The following is a 23,285-nucleotide window of genomic DNA, read 5'->3' as shown; positions in this document are numbered from 1 at the left end:
ACTTTTCTTTGCGGCTGCAAAGAAAAGTAGGTGCCGCCCCGCACAGGGGCAACCCCAATAGACCGACATGAAAACAAGGAAATGCCAACACCCCCAGCACCCCAACAAAAAAACCGGGTCCACCGCCCCGCAGCGGTGCCCCCACCGATTCACCGTGTCGTATTTTCATAAGCTCCTGTCGCAAATAGCCATCCCGGCGGGGTTTTTTCTGGCAACTATGTAGCTACACAGAGCGGGCTGGCGCCTGCATGACGAGGAGATGGAGTCGATGAAATCCCCAAAGATCGTAGTCGATGGACTATGCAAGGTTTTCGGGCCGAACCCGAAGGTGGCACGCGAGCTGCTTACAAGCGGTGCCACCAAGGACGATATGTTCGCGAAAACCGGTTATGTGCTTGGCGTGAATAACGCCTCGTTCTCGGTGAACGAAGGCGAGATTTTCGTGCTGATGGGGCTCTCGGGCTCCGGCAAGTCCACGCTCATTCGCCTCATCAATCGTCTCGTCGAGCCCACTGCGGGCAAGGTCGTGATCGATGGCCGCGATATCGCCGCCGTCAAGAAGCGCGAGCTGGTGTCGCTGCGCCGCACCGACATGAGCATGGTGTTCCAGTCGTTCGCGCTCATGCCGCAGCGCACGGTGCTCTCGAACGCGGCGTTCGGCCTCGAAGTGGCCGGTGTCGGGCGCAAGGAGCGCGAGCAGCGCGCGCTCACGGTGCTCGAACAGGTCGGCCTCGCACAGTTCGCGCACAAGCTGCCCGCCGAGCTCTCCGGCGGCATGCAGCAGCGCGTGGGCCTCGCGCGCGCGCTCTCGGTGAACCCCTCGCTCATGATCATGGACGAGGCGTTCTCGGCACTCGACCCGCTCAAGCGCAAGGAAATGCAAAACGTGCTGCTGCAACTGCAAAAGGAGCAGCGCCGCACGATCATGTTCGTCTCGCACGACCTGGAAGAGGCGCTGCGCATCGGCACGCGCATCGCCATCATGGAAGGCGGCCGCATCGTGCAGATCGGCACCCCGCAGGAAATCATCAGCAATCCTGCCGATGACTATGTGCGCGCGTTCTTCGACGGCGTGGACACGAGCCGCTATCTCACCGCAGGCGATCTGATGCAGCGCGAAGCCGTGCCGCTCATCCGCACGCTCGACAAGACGAGCGTGGCCGCGTCGCTGAACGGCAGCAGCGAATATGCATTCGTGCTCGACGCGCAGCGCCGCATCAGCGGCTTCGTCACGCGCGATGCGATCGGCGTGGACAAGCCCTCATTGCGCCAGGTCGAATGCATTTCGCGCGCTGCGCCACTCGAGCAGGTCGTCTCGCGCGTGTGCGCGACGAACACCGCATTGCCCGTGGTCGACGATGAAGGCCGCTATTGCGGTTCCATCGATCAGGCCGCTGTCCTCAAGGTCATTACGCGTAACAGGGGTGCCCATGTCTGAGATCATTCCACTCGGCCAATGGGTCGATCAGTCGGTTCATTATCTGCTCGACCACGATGCCAACACGTTCGATGCCATCGGCAAGGCAATCGAAAGCTTCGCGGCGCTCATCGAGCATAGCCTGCAAGCCGTTCCCATGTGGGCCATGATGGCGTTTTTCATCGCGCTGGGGCTTTGGCGCGTGGGCTGGCGCTTCGCGACCTTTGTCACGGCTTCGCTGCTGCTCATCTACGCGACAGGCTTCTGGGACCAGATGATCGTCACCCTGGGGCTCACGCTTTCGTCTACGCTCATTAGCCTCGTGCTGGGCATTCCGCTCGGCATCTGGACAGCCAAGAACAAGCTCGTGCATACCATCGTCAGGCCGATTCTCGACTTGATGCAGACGATGCCGGCCTTCGTGTACCTGATCCCGGCCGCGATGCTGTTCGGTCTGGGCCGCGTGCCCGGCATTCTCTCGACGGTGATCTTCGCCATGCCGCCCGCCGTGCGTCTCACGAGCCTCGGCATCAAGCACGTGAACCGCGAGATCGTGGAAGCGGGCCATGCCTTCGGCTGCACGCCGTGGCAACTGCTCTACAAGGTGCAGTTCCCCAACGCGCTGCCCTCGATCATGCAGGGCGTGAACCAGACCATCATGATGGCGCTCTCGATGGTGATCATCGCCTCGATGGTGGGGGCGGGCGGCCTCGGCAACGACGTGCTCGCGAGCATCCAGCGTCTGGACATCGGCCTCGGCTTCGAGAGCGGGCTTTCGGTGGTGCTGCTCGCCATCATTCTCGACCGCATTACCGAGAGCTTCGGCCGCGCGCCGGGCACCGCGAAGGCACCGCTGTTCTCGGGCGTCAAGCAGTTGTTTCGTCCGCGCGCCGTAGTGGCGCAGGCCTGAGCGGCGCAGCGCCCGCCGGAATCACCGTTGTCTCACCGGGCGGACCGGCTCGCGCCTGCGAGCCGGTTCTTCGTTGTCAGTCTGTGCAGGTTTGTCTTCATAGGGGCGCAATGTGACGTCCGGCACCGCCGTGGCCGCCGAAGCACCAAGGGCGGTTTCTTCGCTGCAGCATTTCGGGTTCCTTACATTGCCGAACTTTTCGATGATCGCGTTTTCTAGCGCCGTCGAAGTTCTGCGCATGGCCAATTATGTCGGGCGCGGCGATCTCTACCGCTGGTCGGTCTACACGCTCGACGGCGCGCCCGCACGCGCGAGCAACGGGATTTCGGTGCGCCCGGCCCAGGCGCCGGACCCGGCAGATCTGCCCGACGTGCTGATCGTTTGCGGCGGCATTCGCATTCAGGAAGCCGTGGACGACAACGTGCGCGCCGCGCTGAGCGGCTTCGCGCAACAGGGCATTCCGCTCGGCGGCATCTGCACGGGCGCCTACGCACTGATGGCAAGCGGCCTGCTCGACGGCTACCGCTGCGTCGTGCATTGGGAGAATCTTTCCTCGCTGCACGAAAGCTTTCCGCATGTGCAATTCGCCGACGAGCTCTTCGTGGTCGACCGCGACCGGCTGACCTGCACGGGTGGCACGGCGCCACTGGACCTGATGCTCGATCTGGTGGGCGCGCGCTTTGGCCACCAGATGGCCGCGAAAGTCTCGGAGCAGTTCATTCTTGAGCGCATTCGCGGCTCGACCGATTTGCAGCCGATTCCCGTCGACGCGCGCGTGGGTTTTTCGCGCGCGGAACTGGTCGAGGTCGTGCGGCTGATGGAGGCCAATATCCGCGAGCCGCTTTCGCTCGAAGAGCTTGCGCGCCTCGTGCGGCTTTCGCAGCGGCATTTGCAGCGCATGTTCAAGGCCTATCTGAATGTGTCGCCCACGCACTATTACCTCACGCTGCGCCTGAAGCGCGCGCGCGAGCTATTGCGCACGACCGATGCGTCGATCGCGCGCGTGACGGCAATCTGCGGGTTCAATTCGCCGTGCCACTTCAGCAAGGCCTATCGCGTGCAGTTCGGCCATGCGCCGAGTCACGAGCGGCGCGGAGCGGAATGAGGGGCCACGGCCAGCTGTGGCGAAGCAAACATATCGACCAGCTGTTCGCGCAGCCAACGATGTGCGGGCACGGTTTCGTTGCGCTGATGCCAGTACAGGCTGATGACGCGCTCGGGGGCTTCGAACGGCGCACGCACGCTGACGAGATCGCCAGCCACGTGCGCACGATCGCACAGATCGCGCGGCAGGACCCCGATCAGGGCGCTTGCGCGAATCATGTCCAAGGCGACGGTGTAGTGGTTGACCGTCGCAACCAGATTGCGTTTCAGTCCCCGTGAAGCCAGAAAGCTGTCGAATGACGGCTGCGTTTGCCCGGCCAGACTGATGTCCACGTGCCGTGCGTTCAGGAAGCGCCGCGCGGTCAACTGGCCCGGTGCCGACAGCGGGTGGCCGCGCCGCATCACACACCCATAGTCCACGGACCACAGCGAGCGTGAGCAGACATACGCGGGCGGCAACGTCTCGTTGACATAGACGCCGATCACGCAATCGACACGATTGCCTTCAAGCAGCACGGGCACATCGAGCAGGATGTTCGGCACCGTATGAAACTGTATGCCCGGCGCGCTTTCGCCAAAGCGTGTGACGAGCCGCGGCATCACGATGCCCGCGACATAGTCCGACATGGACAGGCTGAAGCTCGCCTGCGCGCTTTCAGGGGAGAAGGTTTCTTCGTCGAGCGCCGAGCGGATGCGGGTCAGCGATTCGCCGACAGGACCCCATAGCGCCATGGCGCGCTGAGTCGGTCTGACGCCCGCGCCGTGGCGAACGAAGAGCGGATCGCCGAAGGCTTCACGCAGACGGCTCAATGCATTGCTGACGGCAGGCTGGGTGAGCGACAGCTTGGTGGCGGCACGCGTGACGGCGCCTTCCGTCATCAACGCTTCGAAAACCTTCAGCAAGTTCAGGTCGAGGGTCCGGAAGCTCATGGTCGACTATTCACGTTATCTATATGCCGGATCAAGAATATAAATATTCATGACAGTGTGCAAGTCATAGAATCAGCGGACCTTGACAAGCGCAAGCCCGCACGCCGTGCCGACCCGCGCGCAGGTTCTATTGACGGGAGCAAACTGTGTCCAGTGTTTCTGCACGCATCGAACGACTTCCTTTTGGGCGTTTCCACCGGCGCCTGCTGCTGATGGGCGGTTTGGGCTACTCATTCGACGCCATGGATGCGGCTGCGGTCGCCTTTGTCCTGCCGGTGCTGCGCCACGACTGGGGACTCACGAGTGTGCAGACGGGCGTGCTCGGCAGCGGTAACTTCATGGGGTTCTTCTTTGGCGCGCTGCTGGCAGGCACGCTCGGAGACCTGATCGGGCGGCGCAAGGTGATGATGTGGGCGTTGCTGATCTACTGTGTTGCGTCGGTCATCAGCGCGATGACCCATTCATGGCCCACCTTTCTCGCGGCACGGATCGTTGCGGGTATGGGAACAGGCGCGGAGAGCGCGATCATCGCCCCTTACCTCGCGGAATTCGTCGCCAAGCGGTATCGCGGAATTTTCACGGGGGCGCTCGCAGGTTTCTTCTCGTTTGGATTCGTTGCCGCGGCGTTGCTGGGCTATTTCATCGTGCCGGCGTCTCCGGCTGGCTGGCGTATCGTTCTACTGATTACAGCGTGTCCGATCGTGATGCTGTTGTGGTGGCGTCGCGCTCTGCCTGAGTCGCCACGCTGGCTTGAAAGCCGGGGGCATGGCGCGCAAGCGGCAGGCGTGCTCGACAACATCGAAGCGCAGTTCGCGGCGCGCGGTATCGTGCTGCCAGCGCCCGAGCCCGCGAGCCCGAATGTCGAGCCCGCAACGCCCACCGGCACGATCGCCGCGAATCTGCAGGCACTGTGGACGGGGCGCCAGGCGCGCGTCACGCTCATGACGTGGCTGATGTGGCTCTCCATCACGTTCAGTTACTACTCGTTTTTCACGTGGATTCCGGGCCTGCTCGTGCAGCAAGGCATGAGTATCACGCGCAGCTTCGGCTACTCACTCGCGATGTATTGCGCACAGGTGCCGGGGTATTTCAGCGCGGCCTGGTTGAACGAACGCATCGGCCGCCAGGCGACGATCGCGGCCTACATGCTGTTCGGTTGCGCGTGCGCGCTGGGCATGGCGTTCGCCAGCAGCAATGGCGAGATCATGCTGGCGGGCATCTGCCTGTCGTTCTTCATGAACGGCACCTATGCCGGTGTCTACGCCTATACCGCGGAAGTCTTCCCGACCGCAGTGCGGACGACGGGCGCAGGGACCGCTTCTGCAATTGGCCGCATCGGCGCAATCGTCTCGCCGATACTCGTCGGCTATCTCTATCCCGTGTTTGGCTTCGCTGGTGTATTCGGGGTGACGACGGTGGTTCTGCTGCTGGGCGCGATCGCGGTCGTCGTGATGGGCGTGCCGACACGCGGTCGCTCGCTTGAAGACATCGCTGCCGGAGAAGCGGCATGAGCTCACTACACGAGAACGCGTTGCAGGCATTGGCGCAGGTTGCGTGCGCGCAGGCAAGCGTTGAGCAGCCTCTGGCGTTATACCGTGCACTCGATTCGGCGCTGGCTCAAACCATCGGCCATACGCTTTTTACGATCCTGCGCTATGACGGCAAGACGAATGAATCGGTGCGTATCTACACCAACATGCCGATGCAGTATCCAGCAAGCGAATCCAAACCGGTTGCGGGCGGCAGGTGGGCCGATACGGTGTTGACGCGCGGTGAAGCCTTCATAGGCGCGACACCAGACGATTTGCGCGCCGTCTTTGCCGATCATGAACTGATCGCGTCGCTAGGATGCGAAAGCGTGCTGAACGTGCCGGTGCGCTGGCGTGGCAAGACGGTTGCATCGCTCAATCTGCTTCATATCCGCAATTGGTATCGAGTCGTGCATGTGTCCCTCGCGCAGACCTTCGCGCAGTTCGCACTGCCGGCGCTGCTCGATCACGCATGAGCCTGTGCGACCCCATCGACTGAATCTCAGGAGAAAAGCGTGGAAAGCATTCTGTTCAAAAACGCCGCGGTACTCGATGTGACGCGCGGTGAATTGCGCGAAGCGCATCACGTGCTGGTCGAAAACGGACTTGTCAAGGAAGTGTCGGACCGGCCGCTGCAAAGCGCGGCATCGCGTGTGATCGATCTGGGGGGCAAGACGCTGATGCCCGGTCTGATCGATCTTCACGTGCACGTGGTAGCCGTGCAACTGAATCTCTCACGGCAGGTGCACATGCCCAATGTGCTCGTGACGTTACGCTCGGTGCCGATCATGCGCTCGATGCTGCGGCGCGGCTTCACGACGGTGCGCGATGCGGGCGGTGCAGGTTTTCCGCACAAGCAGGCCATCGAGAGCGGCCTTGCGGTCGGGCCGCGTCTTTTCGTGGCCGGGCGCGCGCTCAGTCAGACCGGCGGGCATGGTGACATGCGCGCGCGCTCCGACTATCTCGGCGAAAGTGCGCCGTGTGCCTGTTGCGTGCGCGTGGGGGCGCTCGCGCGCGTCGCGGATGGTGTGGATGAAATGCGCCGTGCTGCGCGCGAAGAGTTGCAGATGGGCGCCGATCATCTGAAGATCATGGCGTCAGGGGGTGTCGCTTCGCCGACGGACCCGGTCGGTGCGTATGGTTACGCGGAAGACGAGGTGCGTGCCATCGTCGAAGAAGCGCGTGCACGTCAGACCTATGTGATGGCGCACGCTTACACGGCTGAGGCGATTGCGCGTGTCGTGCGCTGGGGCGTGCGCACGATCGAGCACGGCAATCTGGTCGATGCGCCGACTGCGAAGCTGATGGCGGAGATGGGCGCCTATGTCGTACCGACGCTCGTCACGTATGAAGCGCTCGCATCCGAGGGCGCACAATTTGGCCTTGGCGAAGAGAGCGTCGCGAAGATCGAAGTCGTGCGCAAAGCCGGTTTGCATTCGCTCGAAATCTATCGCGACGCTGGGGTGAAGATGGGCTTCGGTTCCGATCTGCTCGGTCCGTCGCAACGCCTGCAAAGCGACGAATTCCGTATCCGTGCCGAGGTGCTCGGCAATGCGGCGACGCTTGAAAGCGCGACGACTACAGCTGCGGAAGTGCTGGGCCTGACGGGCAAGCTAGGTTGCATTCAACCGGATGCGTGGGCCGACATGATTGTCGTCGACGGCAACCCGTTGAAGGATATTTCGTGTCTGCTCGGCCAGGGCGAGCGCATTTTGCTGGTGATGAAGGGCGGCGAGATTCAGTTCGAAGCGCTATAAGGTCTGGCCGAAAGCACCCTAGTGCAGCGAGGAAGACGCAGGAGCGCTTGCGTCAGCCGCCACGAGCGGGTCGTTGCGAAAGAACGCGTCGAGGTCCGCCATCTGCGAGGGCTCCTGCCCGCTGCGCTGCTCGCGGAACATGATGGGCGGCACGCCGAACTGCTTGCGGAATTCGCGTCCGAGATGCGACGCGTCCGCAAAGCCGCAACTCGAGGCGATATCGGCCACGGTGCGGTCCGAGCTCGTGAGCAGCCACGCGGCCGTGCGCAGGCGCAGCACGTTGGCGAACGCGCGTGGGCTCTTGCCCGTCTCGGCCTTGAAGAGCCGTTCGAGCTGGCGCGGCGAGAGATTGAGCTTGCAGGCCAGCTCTTCGAGCGGGATATTGCGCCCGACCTGCTGCTCCATCAGCAGGATGGCGCGCTTGACCTTCGGGTGCGTGGCGGGCTCGAGGCCCGGCGGATGCGGCTGGGGCGCGTTGCCCTTTTGCATTTCGCCAACCAGCAGGATGCGCAGCGCCTTTTGCACGGTGGCGTGATCGAAGTGGCGCAGCAGGATCGCGGCGGCCACGTCGATCGACGCGCGCCCGCCCGAGCAGGTGATGCGGCGGCGGTCGATCACGAAGAGCCGGTCGGCAATGAGCGCATCGGCATTCACGGTGGGAAAGCGCTCGATGAAATCCCAGTAGTGGAACCAGCTCACGCAGATGCGGTGATCGGCGAGCACGCCCGCGCGCATCATGGCGAACACGCCGGTGCAGATGCCCACGACCGTGGTGTTGCCTGCGGCCGCGCGGCGGATGTAGCGCAGCGTTTCCTCGCTCGCCTGCGGACCCGAATGCAGCAGGCCGCCCACCACCACGAGGTAGTCGACGGGCTCGGCGTCCTCGAAGGTCTCCCATGGCGTGACCTGGATGCCGCAGCTCGCGCGCACCGGCGCGAGCGTCTCGCCGATCACGCGCCACGAGCAGCGCACGGGCTTGCTGTAGTCGCCGTCGTCGGCCGAGAGGCGCAGCATGTCCACGAAGCCCGAAAACGCGGTGAGCGTGAAATTGGGCAGCAGCACGATTCCGAAGCGGATGCGCTCCTTGGGCTGGGCGTCGGGCGAGGGAACGATCGGTAGCGGGTCGGACATGGCGGCTGGCTTAAGGAAAACGCATGCGAGGAACGTCTGCGGCCCGGACATGCGCAAAACCCGCGGCGATGCAGTTCGCTCAAGCGTCGCCGATCCGGCATGCGCTCACTTGTGATTATGCGTCAGGTATCTGTGTCAAAGCGAAATTTCGGCGCGCGAGCGCGGCCCGTGGCGCGGGTGTTCCGCGGCCACGGCGCATTTGTTCTATCGGCGCGGCGCCGTGTTGGCGACACTCGGCGGAGCGTGGCGTCGGGTGCCGCGCGCCGGCGGCTCCGGGCCGATTCAAGCCGACTCCGAGCCAACTCCAGGCCAATTCAGGCCGAATTGAGCCGAATCCAGCCGATTCCAGCGAAAAGGTCCCCCACCGTGTCGCACGTGCCGCGCACCAAAACCGTCGATCTCAACCAGCGCGCCAGTCTCGGCGACGCTGCCGCCGCGCTCGCGCTGCTCGAGCAGAGCATGGCGCGCGGGCACCAGCGCATCGGCTTGCTGCGCTATCTGCGGGCGCGCTGTCTGGGCGCCGCGCTGGAAGGGCGGCATCACGACTATGCGCAGCGCGTGACGGCGAGACTCAGCGAGGTGGCGCTCGCCGGGCTCGCGCAGGAGGCGCAGCGCCGCCATCAGGGGTAAGGGCCAGGAACCGCTTTAGTTTGGAGTGCGGTTTTTTTTGGGGGTGTTGGCCTTAACTTGTATTCGCGGCGGGCCGCAGGCGTTACCCCTGTGCGGGGCGGCACCTACTTTTCTTTGCCGCGGCAAAGAAAAGTAGGCAAAAGAAAGCCGCTCAAACCGCCAGTGTGACGCTGTCCCCCACTGCCCATTTTATCGGAGCGGCTCCGGGGCGTCTGTTACCACTCGCCGTCAACCGGAGTGACTAAGGGCTCATCCATCCGTCGGCGCTTCGCGCGCCGTGGGGCATAACCAAAACCTGTGGCGCGTACACGTATTCGTAGGACTCCCGTGTATTCTATCAGCGTTGCTCCCGCGTATTTGCCAGGTAGCCCGCCCGGTTTCCCTTGCAGACCCTTCCGCCCGCGCGTAGCGCGCAGCGGGAAGGATGAGCCCTTTGTCACTAAGGCGGAGTGTGCGGGGAGACGGATGCCCCGGAGCCGCTCCGATGGACAGGGCAGTGGGGGACCGCGTCACACTGGCGGTTTGAGCCGCTTTCTTTTGCCTACTTTTCTTTGCGGCTGCAAAGAAAAGTAGGTGCCGCCCCGCACAGGGGCAACGCCTGCGGCCCGCCGCGAATACAAGTTAAGGCCAACGCTCCAAAAAAAACAGAAATCAAAGCACGACCGTGCGGCCGTCGTTGATGAAGACGCGGCGCTCCAAAAACGCCTTCACGGCACGCCCGAGCGTCACGCACTCGACATCGCGGCCCACGGCGAGCAGGCGCTCCGGATCGCAGGTGTGATCGACGCGCTGCACTTCCTGCTCGATGATCGGGCCTTCGTCGAGATCGTCGGTGACGAAGTGCGCCGTCGCGCCAATCAGCTTCACGCCGCGCACGTGCGCCTGATGATAGGGCCGCGCGCCCTTGAAGCCGGGCAGGAACGAATGGTGGATGTTGATCGCGCGGCCGGCGAGGCGCTTGCTCGTTTCGTCGGACAGAATCTGCATGTAGCGCGCGAGCACGAGCAGCTCGGAGCCGGTCGACTCGAACAGGTCGAGGATCGCGGCTTCCTGTTGCTGGCGCGTTTCCGGCGTGACCGGCAAGTGCCGGAACGGCAGCCCGTGCTGGCGGGCGAGCGGCTCGAAGTCAGCATGGTTCGAGGCAATGGCCGCAATGTCCATCTGCAGCTCGCCCATGCGCCAGCGGAACAGCAGGTCGGCCAGGCAATGCTCGAGCTTCGAGACCAGAATCAGCACCTTGGGCCGCACCTGCAGATCGTGGATCGCCCACGTCATTTCATGCGTGCGCGCCGTGGGCTCGAATTCCTTGCGCAGGCTCGCGAGGTCGAGCTCGCCGTTGGAGCCGGGAATCACTTCGTGAAAGACGCAGCGCAGGAAAAAGCGCGAGCTGATGTCGTCGTCGAAGACGGTCAGCTCGTCGATATAGCAACGATGCCCGTCCAGAAAACTGGCGACGGCGGCTACCTGTCCGGCGGCGCTCGGGCAGGACAGGGTCAGGACGTACTGGTGTGAGCGAACATCGTTGGACATGCGAAAAGTCTCCAGGTGTCGTAAAGCACCCCATGCGGCGTGTCGTTCGCGCATTGGGGCGATGCCTGGAGTAAGCCATTTCTTGGGCGCGCTCACATAGAACGCACGCGCTATGTTGCGGGTATGGAAACGCCAACCGTCATGGGTGCGCTAAGCCGCGGCTCGGCTTTACGGCGCGAGCACCCGCACGTCGATGCGCGCGAGGCGCTTGACGTGGCGCGGCGCGGGCACGAGGTCCGCGCCGGAAAACAGCACCGGCGCGCCGTCTTCCTCGGCGAGCGGCGCGCCGCCGCATTCGTAGGCGACCATCACCTGTTTGCCCACCGGCGTGTTGAACAGCTCGTGCCACGTGAAGGGGACGGCGTAGCCGTCGTGGCCGCTGGCCACGAAGACCATGCGCTTGAAGTCGCCGTGCGCTTCGCAGCGCAGGCCCGCGTCGCCGAGCAGTTCCGTGAGCAGGACGCCACGGTAAGGCTCGATGGTGCGAATGAAACGCTGGGTGGTGTAGCAGCGCAGATCGAACGGCGCGCTGGTCACGGCCGGATACGCACGCAGGGCGTCGAGCGAGAGCGTCAGGGGGCGCAGCACGCTGCCCGTGAGCCGCAGCGTGGCAGAAGGCTCCGCGGCGTCGGCGAGCGGGGCGGTGGGTTGTGCGAGGTCCATCGTCGGGTCTCCGGGCCGGGTTGCGGCCAACTGGCGGATCGGGAGCTGGGTCGATATGATCGCACGTATATTACGGTATGGGGCATGGGTTGTCCCATGCCCGGGGGATCATGGCGGTTATTTCCATCCGCTTATTGGGTTACGGGGCCGGAGCTTCGAGAAACAAATGGGTCTTGATGGATGATGCCCGCACGTCATGCCGCAAGCTTGAGCGCCTGCGAAAAGTCCTCGATCAGGTCGTCGATATCCTCGATGCCCGCGGAGAGCCGCAGCATGCCATCGGAGATGCCCATCGCCTTGCGCGTGTCCGCGCCGGCTTCGAAGAAGATCGTTGGCGCGACGGGAATGATGAGCGTGCGTGTGTCGCCGAGACCGGTCGCCTTGACCGGCAACTTGAGCGCGTTGACGACTTCGATCATGCGCTCCGCGTTGAGCAATTCGAACGACAGCAGCCATGAAGCGCCCTTGAACAGCGCCTGCGCGACCTCGTATTGCGGATGGCTCTTCAGGCCCGGATACCACACCTTGCCGATGGCTTCGTGCCCTTCGAGAAACTGCGCGAGTGCGAGCGCGTTGTCGCTGCTTTGCTTTACACGCAAGGCGAGCGTTTCCGCGCCCATCGCGATGGCGTGCGCCTGCTCGGACGACAATGATGCGCCCATGTCGCGCAGGCCTTTCTTGCGGATCTGCAACAGCCCCTGTTCCTTCGCCGCTGAACGCCGGTAGTCGTCGGCGATATTCGGATACGCGCTCCAGTCGAACAGCCCCGTATCGGTCACCGCGCCGCCGAGCGCGGCGCCATGGCCCGCGATGGTCTTCGTCAACGAGTTGATGACGAGGCTCGCGCCAACTGCCTTCGGCTTGAACAGGGCCGGCGATGTGATCGTGTTGTCGACGACGTAAGCGATGCCGTGCTCACGGCACACGTCGCCAATGCCCTGCAGGTCGGGAATCTGCGTGCCCGGATTCGCGATGGTCTCGACGAACACCATGCGCGTATTCGGCCGGATGGCGTTCTTCACGTTCTCGACGTCGCAGGCATCGACGGTCGTGACTTCGATGCCGAGTGTGCGCAACGTGCCGAACAGGCTGTTGGTGTTGCCGAACACGTAACGGCTCGACACGAGATGATCGCCCGCGCGCAGGAGCGTGAGAAACGCTGCCGTGATCGCGGCCATGCCGGTGCTAAAGCAGATCGTGCCGGCGCCTTCTTCCAGGCTGGTGATCTTGCGCTCGAGCGCGGCGGTGGTGGGGGTGCCCTGCCGCGCGTAATTGAAGCCGCCCTTCTTCGTGCCCTGGAACACGCCGATCAGATCCTCGACGCGCTCGAAACCATATTGCACGGACGTATGAATCGGCTGATGCACGCCGCCGTGCTCAGAGCCCGTGATCCTGTCGCCGTGAACGATACCCGTGGTGAAGCCTTGCTTGCTCATTCCGTCTCCGTTGCTCAAGTCGATTGCGTCCGGTGATTATCTCCTGTAACCCTTGGCCCGCGAAATCCCGGCTGTCGCCGCCGCTGGCGCCGGCGCGCTTGATCCTTCCTGTTCATGACGCGCCGATTTCGGGGTTGCAATCGAGATCGGTTATGACAAAATGTCCCTCCAACCCTCGAAGCCATGGGACATTTTGTCAATATCGCGATGAAGCCTGCCGACCTTTCCTATGCTTTGGCGCGCCTCGGCTGGACCCAGGTGAGCTTCGCTGAATACTCGGGCTACGACCGCCGGACCATCGGTCGATGGATCCGCGGAGAATCGGCCATTCCGCTGCTTGTTGAAAGGCACCTCGATCTTCTGCTCGCCATCCGTGATCGAATGCCCTGATGGGCTGTTTCGGTTCCTTGCCTGAGTCCTGAGTCCCGGGTCAGGCGGCGTGGTGGCCTTCCGGACGGCCCGACCAGCTCGCACGCACCAGCGCCGCTTGCTCCAGATCCAGTCCTTGCAAGTTCGCATCGAGCCGCTCGCCCGGAAACCAGTCCTTGTACGTGCGTACCTCCTGCGGCGCGAAACCATAAGCCCGTCGAAATGCGCGCGTAAAGTCCGACGCGCTGTTGAAGCCGACGGACCAGGCGATCTCAGCAATGGGCGCGCCGGGGAACCGCACGAGATCGTCCGCCGCCGCTCGCAGCCGGAGGTGACGGATGTAAGCGTGGAGGCCGCCTTCATGCTGAAACATCCGGTAAATCGTTGCCCGCGAAAGCCCGAGCGATTCGACCACGCTCTCCGGCGAAAGGTCGGACTCCGCCAGATTGGCCTGCACGAACCTGCGTGCGGTGTTGAACGCGATTGCGCGGGCAACGGCGGGCTTGCTCCCGCGTACCCCGGCCTGTGCGCCGAATGCATCGACGATCAATTGAACGATTTCACGCAGGCGCAGAATGGCGCGTTCCAGCGACATATGCGGGACGTTCGCGGCGAACACATTCAAGCGCTCCCTGATGAGCTGCGAGGCAGGCTCGTTCGCGCCCAAAACGCGACCGTGCAGCGCGCCGGGGTCAGGGAATACCTCCTGCAATGCGGTACGCGGCACAAACAGCGACACGTGCCGGCATGCACCCCGCAGCACATGTAGAGGCTGATCGAAGTCGACCGCGAGAACGCCGACGTCGAGCGGTGTGTCCTGGCGCTTCCCCGGGCGGGTAACGCGTGTCGCGGCGTCGCCGTCCATGACGATATGAAAGGCGATGGAGCGCGCGTTGTCTTGGGAGATTCGGGCAATCGAGCGTTCGAGTGTCAACGCATCGGTGTAGACATTGGCAAAGAGAAATTCTTCGAGCCAGTACGTGTCGATGAGTCCGCGAAAAGGCCGCTCGATTTGCGCACGGGTCGGCACCACGTCCAGGACCTTGCCGATACGCTCGCGCCATGCCAGCAGTTGCCGGTGCACAGGTTCCGTTTGCACATCGAAAGGAACGTGAAGGATCCTGCTGCGGGGCTCCGGGCTTGCGCTGGGATAGCTTGGCCTTTGCGGCATGCAGGGCACCTTGACGGGATCTGACCGGGCTATTCTACTGGGAAACGCGGCAAAGCTAATTGCGTCAAACGCCGGGCCAGGGCGGCGGAGATTACCGCGGCGGCCTTGCATTTTTGCAGCATGCAACGGACAGCCGGATCATTGAAACAGTTTTGAAAGGCAATGGCCGGTTATCGGCCCGGTCGCGCTTTGCCCACTGGAAACCAGCGAGGAAGCATGGTGGCCAGCACGTTGTCCCTGAGGACGACGTGATGGAAAAGCGCCGCAAAGGCATGAAATCCCGCAAGCCAGATGATTGTGTCGCCGAGCCACTTGTGGACCGACGCGAGCCTTGACCCGGCATCGTGCGAAGCCGCGAATAAAGGCGCAATGTCCTTCCCGGCAAGGAGCGTCAGCGGATGCCCTTCGAGCCACGCGCCTGAGATGGCGGTCAGCGGAACGGCTAGCAGAAGCAGATACAGCGCCGCCTGGACTATCGTTGCCATCACAACCATCCAGCGGGGAGATGCGCCGGCTTCGGGGCGCGTATCGGCCGCCCGCCACAGCAGGCGGATGAGTGTCAGCGTGAACACGCACAATCCCAGCGTTTCGTGAAGCCGTCGGTCGAACTCGTGCGCCGACGAGTAGACCCGCTGCTCCGGTCCGCCGGGCCCATAGATAAACGCCACGAGAACAAGAATAGCGGTGCACCAGTGCAGGAACTGGGCTACCGGGCCGTAGCGTGTGGCAGAGGTTTTCATCATGGTGTTTCCAGTGCGATGATGGTTGTTCGCTCAACTAATTTCATTTCAAGGGCCGATTTCGCGGGCTCAAGCAAACGGCCTGAGCTGCGACGCTGGCACGTCGATGTGCAGGTCCTCCAGCAGCACCGTTTCTATCGGCTCGCACGAGGCGCCCTCGCTCACGACCTTGATGGGCAGCCCATGGCTCGCATCGAACCACAATTCATAGCGGGAGACGCGGGCCATGACGCGTCCGGGCCTGCACGTCACGATCACATGCGACGCCTGGCGCGTGCCGACTGTCTCAGCACCGGCAACCTGCGTGTCGCCATGCTGTTGAAGCTCACGGACATCGACGAGCAGCGCGCCCATATCGGACTGGTCGACGCGATGCCCCTGCGGGCTGCGGATCATGCGGCTGTCGGGGCTCAGCATGAGCCTCGGAAACGTGTCGAAACCGAATGGCCAAAGCATGACCTTCCCCGATGCCGGGCTGTAGACGAGTGTCGCGCCAGCATGGGGACGGATGAAGTCCATCCGCACGAAACCCGGCTTGCGGTAAGCATAGAGCACCTCGACCGGTTCGGCTCCCGCCGATGTCGATTTCAGCCTGACCTGATAGTTTGCGAGCGCATCGAAGCGTGCTTGCGCATCGGCAACGAGATCGCGCATCGCCGCCTCCTATACTCGAACGTATGCCAACGTACCCGGCCGTCGATGATGGATGATTTTGGCGCACTGTTTCGCACCACGCAATGCTCGCGCGAGTGCACGTGCACACACGGCGCCGCCCTGAAAGCACACGTAACCGAATCGCAAACAAGGAGAACAGAGCGATGGCGGAATTCCGCTTGACCACCGTGTGGTGCATCGAGGCGCCGGTGCAGCCGGTGTGGGACGCGATCCACGATTCGATTCATTGGCCGGGCTGGTGGAAGAATGTCGAAGCGGTGCGCGAGTTGCAGGCGGGCGGGACCGACGGCCTGGGCGCCGTGCATCGCTACACGTGGAAGGGTGTGCTGCCCTATCGGGTGATCATCGACGTGCGCGTCACACGCGTCGCGCCGCTCGTTGCGCTGGAGGGGGAGGCCAGCGGCGCGCTGGAAGGCGTGGGGCGCTGGCACTTTGCAGCCGACGGCGACCGCACGGTGGTGCGCTACGACTGGCAGGTCCGCACTGCCAGTGCCTGGATGAATGCGCTCGCGCTCACGCCGCTCGCGCGGCTGGCATTCCGCTGGAATCACGATGCCATCATGCGCGAGGGCGGCCTCGCGCTCGCGCGCCTGCTCGAGGCACGTCTTGTCGATATCGAATAGCGGCTCGGGTGACAAACTACGACGCAAAGCGGCAAACCGCGATAAGTGCAACAATCGAATCCAGCAGCGCGGCTGCAAACGCTTTCTGCGAGTCGGAGGTGTGATGAACGCCCCCTCGCGCACTTTCTTACGCTGCCCAGGCGGGAGGCAACATGACTGAGATCGAGAAGGAACCGGTCGTTGCAGTGCTGAACAAGATCCTCGAATCCGAGCTGGCCGGCGTGGTGCGGTACACGCACTATTCGTTCCTGGTGTTCGGATTCGCCCGCATTCCAATCGTCTCATGGCTGCGGCAGCAGGCGGACGAATCGCTCGTGCATGCGCAGCAGGCCGGCGAGTGGATCACGACGCTCGGCGCGTATCCCTCGCTCGCAATCGGGCCGCTGCTCGATTCCCATACGTTCGATATCGGGTCCATCCTGCGCGAATCGCTCGAGGCCGAGCAGATCGCGCTCGGTCATTACCGCGAGCTGCTCTCGCTCGTGGAAGGCCGCGCGGTGGCGCTCGAGGAGTTCGCGCGCCAGATGATCCAGGTCGAAGAGCTGCACGTGGGTGAGGTCGACAAGATGCTGCGCCGCCCCGGCTCGACCATGACTTCGCCGCAGCGCGGCATGGGGTCCGCCGCCGAATAGCTGCCGCGTCAGATCGAACCAGGCGATGAAGACGACATGGCTCAGCGCGGCGCTCGTCTGCGCCGCGCTCGCCGGCGCGATGGCGCACGCGCAGCAGCCACCGCCTTTCGACAGCTTTGCGGTGCCGCGAGGCAGCGCGCCGCATGACGTCGCGCCGCCGCACGGCGTGATCGTCGGCCCGGACCGTGCCGCGTGGGTCATCGACGGCGGGCTGAACGCGATCGTGCGCGTCGATGCGAAGACGCTGGCCGTCACCCGTTTTGCGCTGCCGCAGAACCGGCTGGCGATTGAGGAATAGACGACCGATGATGCTGACGCTCGCCAACGTATCGAAGCACTATGACGGCACCACGTCGCGCAACGTGCTGCGCGGCGTGAACCTCGAGCTGCGGGCGGGGGAGTGCGTCGCGATCATGGGTGAATCGGGTGTCGGCAAATCGACGCTGCTCAATCTCGCCGCCGGCCTCGACCGGCCCGATGCGGGACAGATCGTCTTCGACGGACACGACCTCGCCACGCTCGACGATGACGCGGCCACCCTGCAGCGCCGCCAGAAAATGGGCTTCGTGTTCCAGGCGTTCCATGTGCTGCCGAACCTCTCCGCCGCGCAGAACATCGCGCTGCCGCTGCTCCTGAACGGCATGCGCGCGAAAGACGTGGCGGTGCGCGTGTCGTTCGCGCTGCTGGCGGTGGGGCTAGGCGGGCGCGAGCACGCGCTGCCGCGCGAATTGTCGGGCGGCGAATTGCAGCGCGTGGCGATCGCGCGCGCGCTCGTGCATCAGCCGCGTCTCGTGCTGGCCGACGAGCCCACCGGCAATCTCGATCACGACACGGCGATGCGCGTCCTCGCGCTGCTGCGCGAGCTGGCGCAAAAGAACGGCGCGGGCGTGCTGCTCGCGACGCACTCGGTGGCCGTGGCGGCGGCCGCCGACCGCGTGCTGCGGCTCACGCCCGACGGGCTCGAGCCGCACGCGCCGGGCGCAGGCGGCGCGTAGGCGATGCGTTGGCTCGACACCATGCGTCCATGGCTCGACCCGGTTTCGTCACGCGCATCGCGCAGCGCGGGCAATCGCCCGCCCGCTGGCGGAGTCGGCGCGGCGCTCATCGCCGGCGAAATGCGCGGGCATCCGCTGCGCACCTTGATCGGCATTCTCGCGATCGCCGCGGGCGTCGCGATGGGCTATGCCGTGCAGCTGATCAACCGCGCGGCGCTCACCGAGCTGTCGGCCACCGTCAATTCGCTGATGGGCAACGCCGATCTCGAGCTGCGCGGCCCGCGCGCGGGCTTCGATGAAGCGCTGTACCCGCGCATTGCCCGCTTGCCCGAGGTCGCGGCGGCGAGCCCGGTGGTCGAGGTCGATGCGCGCGTCGCGGGGCGCGACGCGTCGTTGAAACTGCTAGGCGTCGATGTGTTTCGCGCGGGCTATGTCACGCCCAATCTGGTCGGCCGCGTGGAGCAAGCGAAGGGCACGGATGGGACGAAGGGCACGAATGGCACGAATGGCACGAATGGCACGAATGGCGCAAGCGGCGGCCCCCTCGCGCTGCTCGACCCCGACACCGTGTTTCTCTCGCCGGCCGCGCTGAGCTGGCTCGCGCTCCAGCCCGGCGATTCGCTGACGGTGCAGGTCGGGCTCGCTTCGGTCGCGCTGCGCGTCGCGGGTGTGCTGCCCGCTTCGGGCGATGCGGTGCGTGTCGGCGTGATGGACATCGGCGCCGCGCAGTGGCGCTTGCAGCGGCTCGGCATGCTGCAGCGCATCGACATCAAGCTCAAGCCTGGCGTGGACGCCGAAGTGTTCGCGCAAGCCCTCGCGCCGCGCTTGCCTGCGGGCGTCGCCGCCGTCACGCCGGGCGACAACGCGCACCGCACGTCGATGCTCTCGCGTGCGTATCGCGCGAATCTCAACGTGCTCGCGCTCGTCGCGCTGTTCACGGGGGCGTTCCTCGTCTTCACGATGCAGGCGCTTGCCGTGCTGCGGCGCCGCGGGCAATTCGCGCTGCTGCGCGCGATCGGCCTGACGCGGCGTGGCGTGTTGTGGCTCGTCGTCTCGGAGGGCGCCATCCTCGGCGTGCTCGGCGCCGCCGGGGGTCTCGCCATCGGCTTCGCGCTCGCCGCCGCCGTACTCCGCTACGCGGGCGGCGATCTCGGCGGCGGCTATTTCGAAGGGGTTCAGCCGCGCGTGCATTTCGATGCGCTGCCCGCGGCGAGTTTTTTTGCGCTGGGGGTGGCCGCGTCGGTGCTCGGCAGCCTCGCGCCGGCGCTCGAAGCGGCGCGGGCGCGACCCGCGCGGGCGCTGAAGGCGGGCGACGAGGAGGCGCCGGCCGCACGGCTCTCCACCAGGCGCACCGTCACCGCGGCGCTGCTCGCGATTGGCGCCGGGCTAGCAGCGGCGCTCTTGCCGCCCGTGGCCGGCTTGCCGGTGTTCGGCTACCTCGCGATCGCGCTGTTGCTGCTGGGCGGCGTGCTCGCGATGCCGGCCATCGCGCGCGCCGTGTTCGCCGTGCTGCCCCGCTCGCGCCATGCCTTGCCGCAGCTCGTGCTCTCGCAACTCGCCAATGCCCCCGGCCGCGCGACGATTGGTCTTGCCGGCATCGTCACGAGCTTCAGCCTGATGACGGCGATGGCGATCATGGTGTCGAGCTTTCGCGTCGCCGTCGACGACTGGCTGCAGTTGCTGCTGCCCGCGCCGCTCTATCTGCGCGCTGCGCCCGGCGGCGACAGCGCGTTCCTGACGCCGGGCGATCAGGCGGCCATCGCGGCCACGCCCGGCGTGGCGCGCGCCGAGTTTCTGCGCGCGACGCAAATCTCGCTCGACGCTCGCCTGCCGCCCGTCAGCCTGCTCGCGCGGCCCATCGATGCGCGCGATCCCGCCGCACGCCTGCCGCTGACGACTGCGCCGCTCGTGCCGCAAGCCGGCGACCCGCCGCCGGTATGGATCAGCGAGGCAGCCGCCGATCTGTACGGGATGCATCCGGGCCAGCGCATCACGCTGCCGCTGGCGGGCCAGCGCTTGCCATTCACGGTGGCCGGCATCTGGCGCGACTATGCACGCCAGTTCGGCGCCATCGTGATCGACACGAGCGACTATCGCCGGCTCGCTCGCGACACGCGCGTGACCGACGCCGCCTTATGGCTCGCCCCGGGCGTGGCACCGGCGCAAGCGATCGCGCGCCTGCGCGCCAGCGTGCCCGGCGGGCAGCGTCTCGAGTTCGCGCAGCCCGGCGAGATCCGCGCCGCGAGCCTGCGGATCTTCGACCGCAGCTTCACCGTGACCTATCTGCTGGAAGCGGTGGCGGTGATCATCGGACTGTTCGGCGTCGGCGCGAGCTTCGGCTCGCAAGCGCTCGCCCGCACGCGCGAATTCGGCATGCTTCGGCACATCGGCGTGATGCGCCGCCAGATTGCGCTCATGCTGGCGATGGAAGGCGCGCTCGTGGCGCTGCTCGGCGTGCTCTGCGGCCTGACGCTGGGCTTGAGCCTTGCGATGGTGCTCGTGCATGTCGTCAATCCGCAGTCGTTTCATTGGACCATGAGCGTGCACATGCCGTGGGGATTGCTGGCGGCGCTGGCGTCGGCGGTCGTGATTGCCGCCGCGCTCACGGCGCTCTTGAGCTCGCGCGCGGCCATGTCGGTCGATGCGGTGCGCGCCGTGCGCGACGACTGGTGACGCGATGAGACGGCGCACGTTCCTGCGCAGTGGCCTGCTATGGCCGCTCGCCGCGCTGACGCAAAGCGCGGCGTGGGCGCGCATGCCCGACTATCCAACGGTCGCGAGCGGACAGCCGCTGGCGTTCCCGCGCGACTATGGCGCGCATTCGCGCTATCGAAACGAATGGTGGTACGTGACAGGCTGGCTGCAAACGGATGCCGACGCGGCAGCGGGTGCCACAGCGGGTGCCACTGCGGGTGCTACAGCGGGTGCCGCTGGCGATCCATCGTTGGGCTTCGAGGCGACGTTTTTCCGCTCGCGCCTCGCCCTCGACGACGCGAACCCGAGCCGCTTCGCGCCGAATCAATTGCTATTTGCCAACGTGGCGCTGAGCGATCCACGAGCGGGTAGTCTGCAGCACGGCCAACGCGCTGCGCGCCGCGGCTTTGGCCTGGCCGAAGCGAGCGAGACGGACACCGCCGTCCACATCGACGACTGGTCGCTCGAGCGCAACGCGGACGGCCGCTACCGCCTGAACGTCGCCACGCCTGGCTTTGCGTTCGCCTTCACGTTGCGGCCGACGCAGCCGATGCTCGTCAACGGCACAGGCGGCTATAGCCGCAAAGGTCCGCTTGCGAGCGAGGCGAGCTACTACTACAGCGAGCCGGGGCTGGAAGTCGAAGGCGTGCTCAGGCGCGGTGGTCAATCGGCCCGCAAGGGTGAGCGCGTGCGCGGGCAGGCATGGCTCGATCATGAATGGTCGTCGTCGCCGCTCGCGGACGTGGCGGTGGGCTGGGACTGGATCGGCATCGATCTCGAAGACGGCGGCGCGCTGATGGCCTTTCAGATCCGCGACAAGGCGGGGCGCAAGTTCTGGGCGGGCGGCACGCTGCGCGCCGCCGATGGCAGCACGCATGCGCTATCCCCCGATAGCGTGAGCTTCACGCCGCTGCGCCGGTGGCGTTCGCCGCATACCGGCGCGGTTTATCCGGTGGCGATGCGCGTCGATGCGCAGGACCTGCATCTGACGCTCGTGCCACTCATGGACGATCAGGAATTCGACGGCCGCGCGAGCACCGGCGCGGTGTATTGGGAGGGGGCGGTGACGGCGTTTCAGGCGGGTGCGGCGAGCACAGGCACTGCAAAGCCCGCTGTAAAGCCCGCTGTCAAACCGATAGGGCGCGGCTATCTCGAGCTCACGGGATATGTCGAGCGGATTGAGCTTTAGAAGCTGACCGCCGTCGGCTAGAGGACATCCCATCGGCCGTCCCACCTTGGGGCGACGATCCGGCTTCCTCGACGCGCCGCCCCCCTTCATCCCAGCTCAAACGACGTCACCCCGAACACACGATCGATCGCTATCGCGGGCGCCTCTTTCGTGTACATCCGCGCGGTTTCGAAGACGCTCGTCATGCCGTGCCTTTGCGCCAGCGCGACGGCCGCAGGATTCGTTTCCGGCACGTCGAGCACGAAGACCTCGCCGGGCATGCGCGCCGCCAGCGCGCGAAGCAGCCCCGTGGCGACGTCTGCGTCATCGGCGAAGAGCGGGCCGATCTTGCAGCCTGTTTTGCAGCGGCGCACGACGCCGTATCCGGCGACACGGCCCGCGTCGACTGTTGCGAGCGCAACGGCATCGGGTTGCGATATCCAGGCGGAGATGAAGCGCTTGCGCGCTGCGGGAAAACATTGGCGATCGTAGGCAAGCAATTGCTCGAACGGCACGTCGGATGCTGCCGTTACATGTGCGCAGCCGATGCCATTCACGTGGCCCTGGTAGCGGATGTTGCGGTACGCGAGCTGGAACCCGGACTTCCTGTAGTTCGGCTGCTGGGCGACGACGCCATCGAGGCCGATGTTTCGGTCTCCAAGGTAATGCATGCCGTGCTGCCAGATTCGCATGCCGAAGCCCTGGCCGCGAAATTCGGGCTTTACGATGTACAGGCCGATGAAGCCGAAGTGTTCGTTGTAGGCGACGGCGGCGAGACACGCGATTGGCTCGCCTTGCCAGAGGCCGATGAAGAAGCCGTCAGGGTCCACTTCCCTGAAACAGTGCGAGTCGTGGTGGCCGGGGTTCCAGCCTTCTGTAGCAGCCCAATCGATCGATATGGGTATCTCGTTGGCGGACATGGTGCGCACGATGAAGTCGTGATCCATGGTTTGTTCCTGGTGCGGTGCTCAATCAATGGATTCCATTTTGATATTTTTTTATCTGGATTGAATAGTGAAGATGGTTTGGGGTGGTTGCTGAATGCGGGCTATTTAGTTTAGGTCGTGCGCAATTTCGATGCAAGGCAGATCATGTGGTGTGGGGTGGCAGGTTATCGAACGTGTTTTATTATGTATTATGCTTTTTACATGGGTTCGTGGATTTACCTAGATGGTTGGTAG

Annotated in this window: 22 protein-coding genes and 1 pseudogene; 14 read left to right on the top strand and 9 right to left on the bottom strand. The window is 64.7% G+C overall.

Translation table 11 applies throughout. The annotated features are described in order from the left end of the window. The first annotated feature begins 268 nt into the window (after positions 1-268). The 3 genes from EYW47_RS36800 to EYW47_RS36790 all read left to right on the top strand — a co-directional run bounded on the left by EYW47_RS36800 (position 269) and on the right by EYW47_RS36790 (position 3,432). On the top strand, positions 269-1,438 hold the full coding sequence (locus tag EYW47_RS36800; protein ID WP_133199720.1) for a quaternary amine ABC transporter ATP-binding protein: 1,170 nt from the start codon (positions 269-271) through the stop codon (positions 1,436-1,438). Next, positions 1,431-2,327, top strand: coding sequence for a choline ABC transporter permease subunit (choW, locus tag EYW47_RS36795; RefSeq protein WP_133199719.1), 897 nt, complete (start codon positions 1,431-1,433; stop codon positions 2,325-2,327). The genes EYW47_RS36800 and choW overlap by 8 nt, the downstream gene beginning before the upstream one ends. 112 nt (positions 2,328-2,439) lie before the next feature. Continuing rightward, complete coding sequence (locus EYW47_RS36790) at positions 2,440-3,432, top strand: GlxA family transcriptional regulator (RefSeq protein WP_133199718.1); 993 nt, start codon at positions 2,440-2,442, stop codon at positions 3,430-3,432. Here EYW47_RS36790 and EYW47_RS36785 read toward each other — a convergent pair. Continuing rightward, on the bottom strand, positions 3,408-4,361 hold the full coding sequence (locus tag EYW47_RS36785) for a LysR family transcriptional regulator (protein ID WP_133199717.1): 954 nt from the start codon (positions 4,359-4,361) through the stop codon (positions 3,408-3,410). The two genes, EYW47_RS36790 and EYW47_RS36785, sit on opposite strands and share 25 nt — an antisense overlap. Positions 4,362-4,507: 146 nt before the next feature. Between EYW47_RS36785 and EYW47_RS36780 the strand changes: the two genes are divergently transcribed. The 3 genes from EYW47_RS36780 to EYW47_RS36770 are packed head-to-tail and all read left to right on the top strand — an operon-like array spanning position 4,508 to position 7,647. Then, positions 4,508-5,872: an MFS transporter gene (locus EYW47_RS36780; RefSeq protein ID WP_133199716.1), complete on the top strand. Its 1,365-nt coding sequence runs from the start codon at positions 4,508-4,510 to the stop codon at positions 5,870-5,872. Then, positions 5,869-6,366, top strand: a complete 498-nt coding sequence (locus tag EYW47_RS36775; protein WP_133199715.1) for a GAF domain-containing protein — start codon at positions 5,869-5,871, stop codon at positions 6,364-6,366. The genes EYW47_RS36780 and EYW47_RS36775 overlap by 4 nt, the downstream gene beginning before the upstream one ends. Before the next feature lie 39 nt (positions 6,367-6,405). Further along, positions 6,406-7,647, top strand: coding sequence for a metal-dependent hydrolase family protein (locus EYW47_RS36770; protein WP_133199714.1), 1,242 nt, complete (start codon positions 6,406-6,408; stop codon positions 7,645-7,647). Between the two features lie 18 nt (positions 7,648-7,665). Here EYW47_RS36770 and EYW47_RS36765 read toward each other — a convergent pair whose 3' ends face one another. Continuing rightward, positions 7,666-8,778, bottom strand: coding sequence for a GlxA family transcriptional regulator (locus EYW47_RS36765; protein WP_133199713.1), 1,113 nt, complete (start codon positions 8,776-8,778; stop codon positions 7,666-7,668). A 375-nt stretch (positions 8,779-9,153) separates the two neighbouring features. On the opposite strand from EYW47_RS36765, the gene EYW47_RS36760 reads away from it, so the two are divergent. Then, positions 9,154-9,408 (top strand): hypothetical protein, encoded by a 255-nt coding sequence (locus tag EYW47_RS36760; protein WP_133199712.1) that lies wholly within the window; start codon positions 9,154-9,156, stop codon positions 9,406-9,408. A 651-nt stretch (positions 9,409-10,059) separates the two neighbouring features. Here EYW47_RS36760 and purU read toward each other — a convergent pair. From purU to EYW47_RS36745, 3 genes are all read right to left on the bottom strand, one after another. Then, positions 10,060-10,938: a formyltetrahydrofolate deformylase gene (gene purU / locus EYW47_RS36755; RefSeq protein WP_133199711.1), complete on the bottom strand. Its 879-nt coding sequence runs from the start codon at positions 10,936-10,938 to the stop codon at positions 10,060-10,062. A gap of 168 nt (positions 10,939-11,106) precedes the next feature. Further along, positions 11,107-11,601: a molybdopterin-dependent oxidoreductase gene (locus tag EYW47_RS36750; protein ID WP_133199710.1), complete on the bottom strand. Its 495-nt coding sequence runs from the start codon at positions 11,599-11,601 to the stop codon at positions 11,107-11,109. 194 nt (positions 11,602-11,795) lie between these two features. Then, positions 11,796-13,037 carry a cystathionine gamma-synthase family protein gene (locus EYW47_RS36745; RefSeq protein WP_133199709.1) on the bottom strand — a complete coding sequence of 414 codons (1,242 nt, stop codon included), beginning with the start codon at positions 13,035-13,037 and terminating at the stop codon, positions 11,796-11,798. A 183-nt stretch (positions 13,038-13,220) separates the two neighbouring features. Here EYW47_RS36745 and EYW47_RS36740 point away from each other — a divergent pair, with 183 nt between their 5' ends. Continuing rightward, entirely contained in the window at positions 13,221-13,427 is a 207-nt protein-coding gene (locus tag EYW47_RS36740) for a helix-turn-helix domain-containing protein (protein ID WP_133199708.1), read from the top strand. A gap of 40 nt (positions 13,428-13,467) precedes the next feature. Here the strand turns inward: EYW47_RS36740 and EYW47_RS36735 are convergent, their stop codons facing one another. The 3 genes from EYW47_RS36735 to EYW47_RS36725 form a co-directional block, all read right to left on the bottom strand. After that, positions 13,468-14,490, bottom strand: coding sequence for an AraC family transcriptional regulator (locus EYW47_RS36735; protein ID WP_240764075.1), 1,023 nt, complete (start codon positions 14,488-14,490; stop codon positions 13,468-13,470). A gap of 257 nt (positions 14,491-14,747) precedes the next feature. Continuing rightward, positions 14,748-15,320 carry a cytochrome b gene (locus tag EYW47_RS36730; protein WP_133199706.1) on the bottom strand — a complete coding sequence of 191 codons (573 nt, stop codon included), beginning with the start codon at positions 15,318-15,320 and terminating at the stop codon, positions 14,748-14,750. A gap of 66 nt (positions 15,321-15,386) precedes the next feature. Then, the gene (locus EYW47_RS36725) at positions 15,387-15,971 is read right to left on the bottom strand and encodes a LolA-like protein (protein WP_133199705.1); all 585 of its coding nucleotides are present in this window, start codon (positions 15,969-15,971) and stop codon (positions 15,387-15,389) included. Positions 15,972-16,135: 164 nt separating this feature from the next. Here EYW47_RS36725 and EYW47_RS36720 point away from each other — a divergent pair, with 164 nt between their 5' ends. The 6 genes and pseudogenes from EYW47_RS36720 to EYW47_RS36695 all read left to right on the top strand — a co-directional run bounded on the left by EYW47_RS36720 (position 16,136) and on the right by EYW47_RS36695 (position 22,125). Continuing rightward, entirely contained in the window at positions 16,136-16,615 is a 480-nt protein-coding gene (locus EYW47_RS36720) for an SRPBCC family protein (protein WP_133199704.1), read from the top strand. A gap of 152 nt (positions 16,616-16,767) precedes the next feature. After that, positions 16,768-17,247, top strand: a complete 480-nt coding sequence (locus EYW47_RS36715) for a ferritin-like domain-containing protein (RefSeq protein ID WP_133199703.1) — start codon at positions 16,768-16,770, stop codon at positions 17,245-17,247. 25 nt (positions 17,248-17,272) lie between these two features. Then, positions 17,273-17,527 (top strand): annotated as a pseudogene (locus EYW47_RS36710) (lyase); the annotation flags it as partial. A gap of 28 nt (positions 17,528-17,555) precedes the next feature. After that, a complete protein-coding gene (locus EYW47_RS36705) occupies positions 17,556-18,242 on the top strand; it encodes an ABC transporter ATP-binding protein (protein WP_133199725.1) in 687 nt (228 codons plus the stop codon). Between the two features lie 3 nt (positions 18,243-18,245). Then, a complete protein-coding gene (locus tag EYW47_RS36700) occupies positions 18,246-20,915 on the top strand; it encodes an FtsX-like permease family protein (protein WP_133199702.1) in 2,670 nt (889 codons plus the stop codon). A 4-nt stretch (positions 20,916-20,919) separates the two neighbouring features. Continuing rightward, a complete protein-coding gene (locus EYW47_RS36695; RefSeq protein ID WP_133199701.1) occupies positions 20,920-22,125 on the top strand; it encodes a lipocalin-like domain-containing protein in 1,206 nt (401 codons plus the stop codon). 86 nt (positions 22,126-22,211) lie between these two features. Here EYW47_RS36695 and EYW47_RS36690 read toward each other — a convergent pair whose 3' ends face one another. Continuing rightward, positions 22,212-23,051, bottom strand: coding sequence for a GNAT family N-acetyltransferase (locus EYW47_RS36690; protein WP_133199700.1), 840 nt, complete (start codon positions 23,049-23,051; stop codon positions 22,212-22,214). Positions 23,052-23,285 lie beyond the last annotated feature (234 nt).

Source organism: Paraburkholderia silviterrae, assembly GCF_004353915.1.
Classification (GTDB): Bacteria; Pseudomonadota; Gammaproteobacteria; order Burkholderiales; family Burkholderiaceae; genus Paraburkholderia; species Paraburkholderia silviterrae.
The sequence above is the reverse complement of the archived record's forward strand: the minus strand, read 5'-3'. Positions and strand labels throughout refer to the sequence as shown.

What these genes read in the sequence shown, in the direction of transcription:
- EYW47_RS36800 (WP_133199720.1), top strand. Translation starts at nt 269, where the DNA reads ATGAAATCCCCAAAGATCGTAGTCGATGGACTATGCAAGGTTTTCGGG.
- choW (WP_133199719.1), top strand. Translation starts at nt 1,431, where the DNA reads ATGTCTGAGATCATTCCACTCGGCCAATGGGTCGATCAGTCGGTTCAT.
- EYW47_RS36785 (WP_133199717.1), bottom strand. Translation starts at nt 4,361, where the DNA reads ATGAGCTTCCGGACCCTCGACCTGAACTTGCTGAAGGTTTTCGAAGCG.
- EYW47_RS36775 (WP_133199715.1), top strand. Translation starts at nt 5,869, where the DNA reads ATGAGCTCACTACACGAGAACGCGTTGCAGGCATTGGCGCAGGTTGCG.
- EYW47_RS36765 (WP_133199713.1), bottom strand. Translation starts at nt 8,778, where the DNA reads ATGTCCGACCCGCTACCGATCGTTCCCTCGCCCGACGCCCAGCCCAAG.
- purU (WP_133199711.1), bottom strand. Translation starts at nt 10,938, where the DNA reads ATGTCCAACGATGTTCGCTCACACCAGTACGTCCTGACCCTGTCCTGC.
- EYW47_RS36750 (WP_133199710.1), bottom strand. Translation starts at nt 11,601, where the DNA reads ATGGACCTCGCACAACCCACCGCCCCGCTCGCCGACGCCGCGGAGCCT.
- EYW47_RS36745 (WP_133199709.1), bottom strand. Translation starts at nt 13,037, where the DNA reads ATGAGCAAGCAAGGCTTCACCACGGGTATCGTTCACGGCGACAGGATC.
- EYW47_RS36740 (WP_133199708.1), top strand. Translation starts at nt 13,221, where the DNA reads ATGGGACATTTTGTCAATATCGCGATGAAGCCTGCCGACCTTTCCTAT.
- EYW47_RS36730 (WP_133199706.1), bottom strand. Translation starts at nt 15,320, where the DNA reads ATGATGAAAACCTCTGCCACACGCTACGGCCCGGTAGCCCAGTTCCTG.
- EYW47_RS36725 (WP_133199705.1), bottom strand. Translation starts at nt 15,971, where the DNA reads ATGCGCGATCTCGTTGCCGATGCGCAAGCACGCTTCGATGCGCTCGCA.
- EYW47_RS36720 (WP_133199704.1), top strand. Translation starts at nt 16,136, where the DNA reads ATGGCGGAATTCCGCTTGACCACCGTGTGGTGCATCGAGGCGCCGGTG.
- EYW47_RS36715 (WP_133199703.1), top strand. Translation starts at nt 16,768, where the DNA reads ATGACTGAGATCGAGAAGGAACCGGTCGTTGCAGTGCTGAACAAGATC.
- EYW47_RS36705 (WP_133199725.1), top strand. Translation starts at nt 17,556, where the DNA reads ATGCTGACGCTCGCCAACGTATCGAAGCACTATGACGGCACCACGTCG.
- EYW47_RS36700 (WP_133199702.1), top strand. Translation starts at nt 18,246, where the DNA reads ATGCGTTGGCTCGACACCATGCGTCCATGGCTCGACCCGGTTTCGTCA.
- EYW47_RS36695 (WP_133199701.1), top strand. Translation starts at nt 20,920, where the DNA reads ATGAGACGGCGCACGTTCCTGCGCAGTGGCCTGCTATGGCCGCTCGCC.
- EYW47_RS36690 (WP_133199700.1), bottom strand. Translation starts at nt 23,051, where the DNA reads ATGGATCACGACTTCATCGTGCGCACCATGTCCGCCAACGAGATACCC.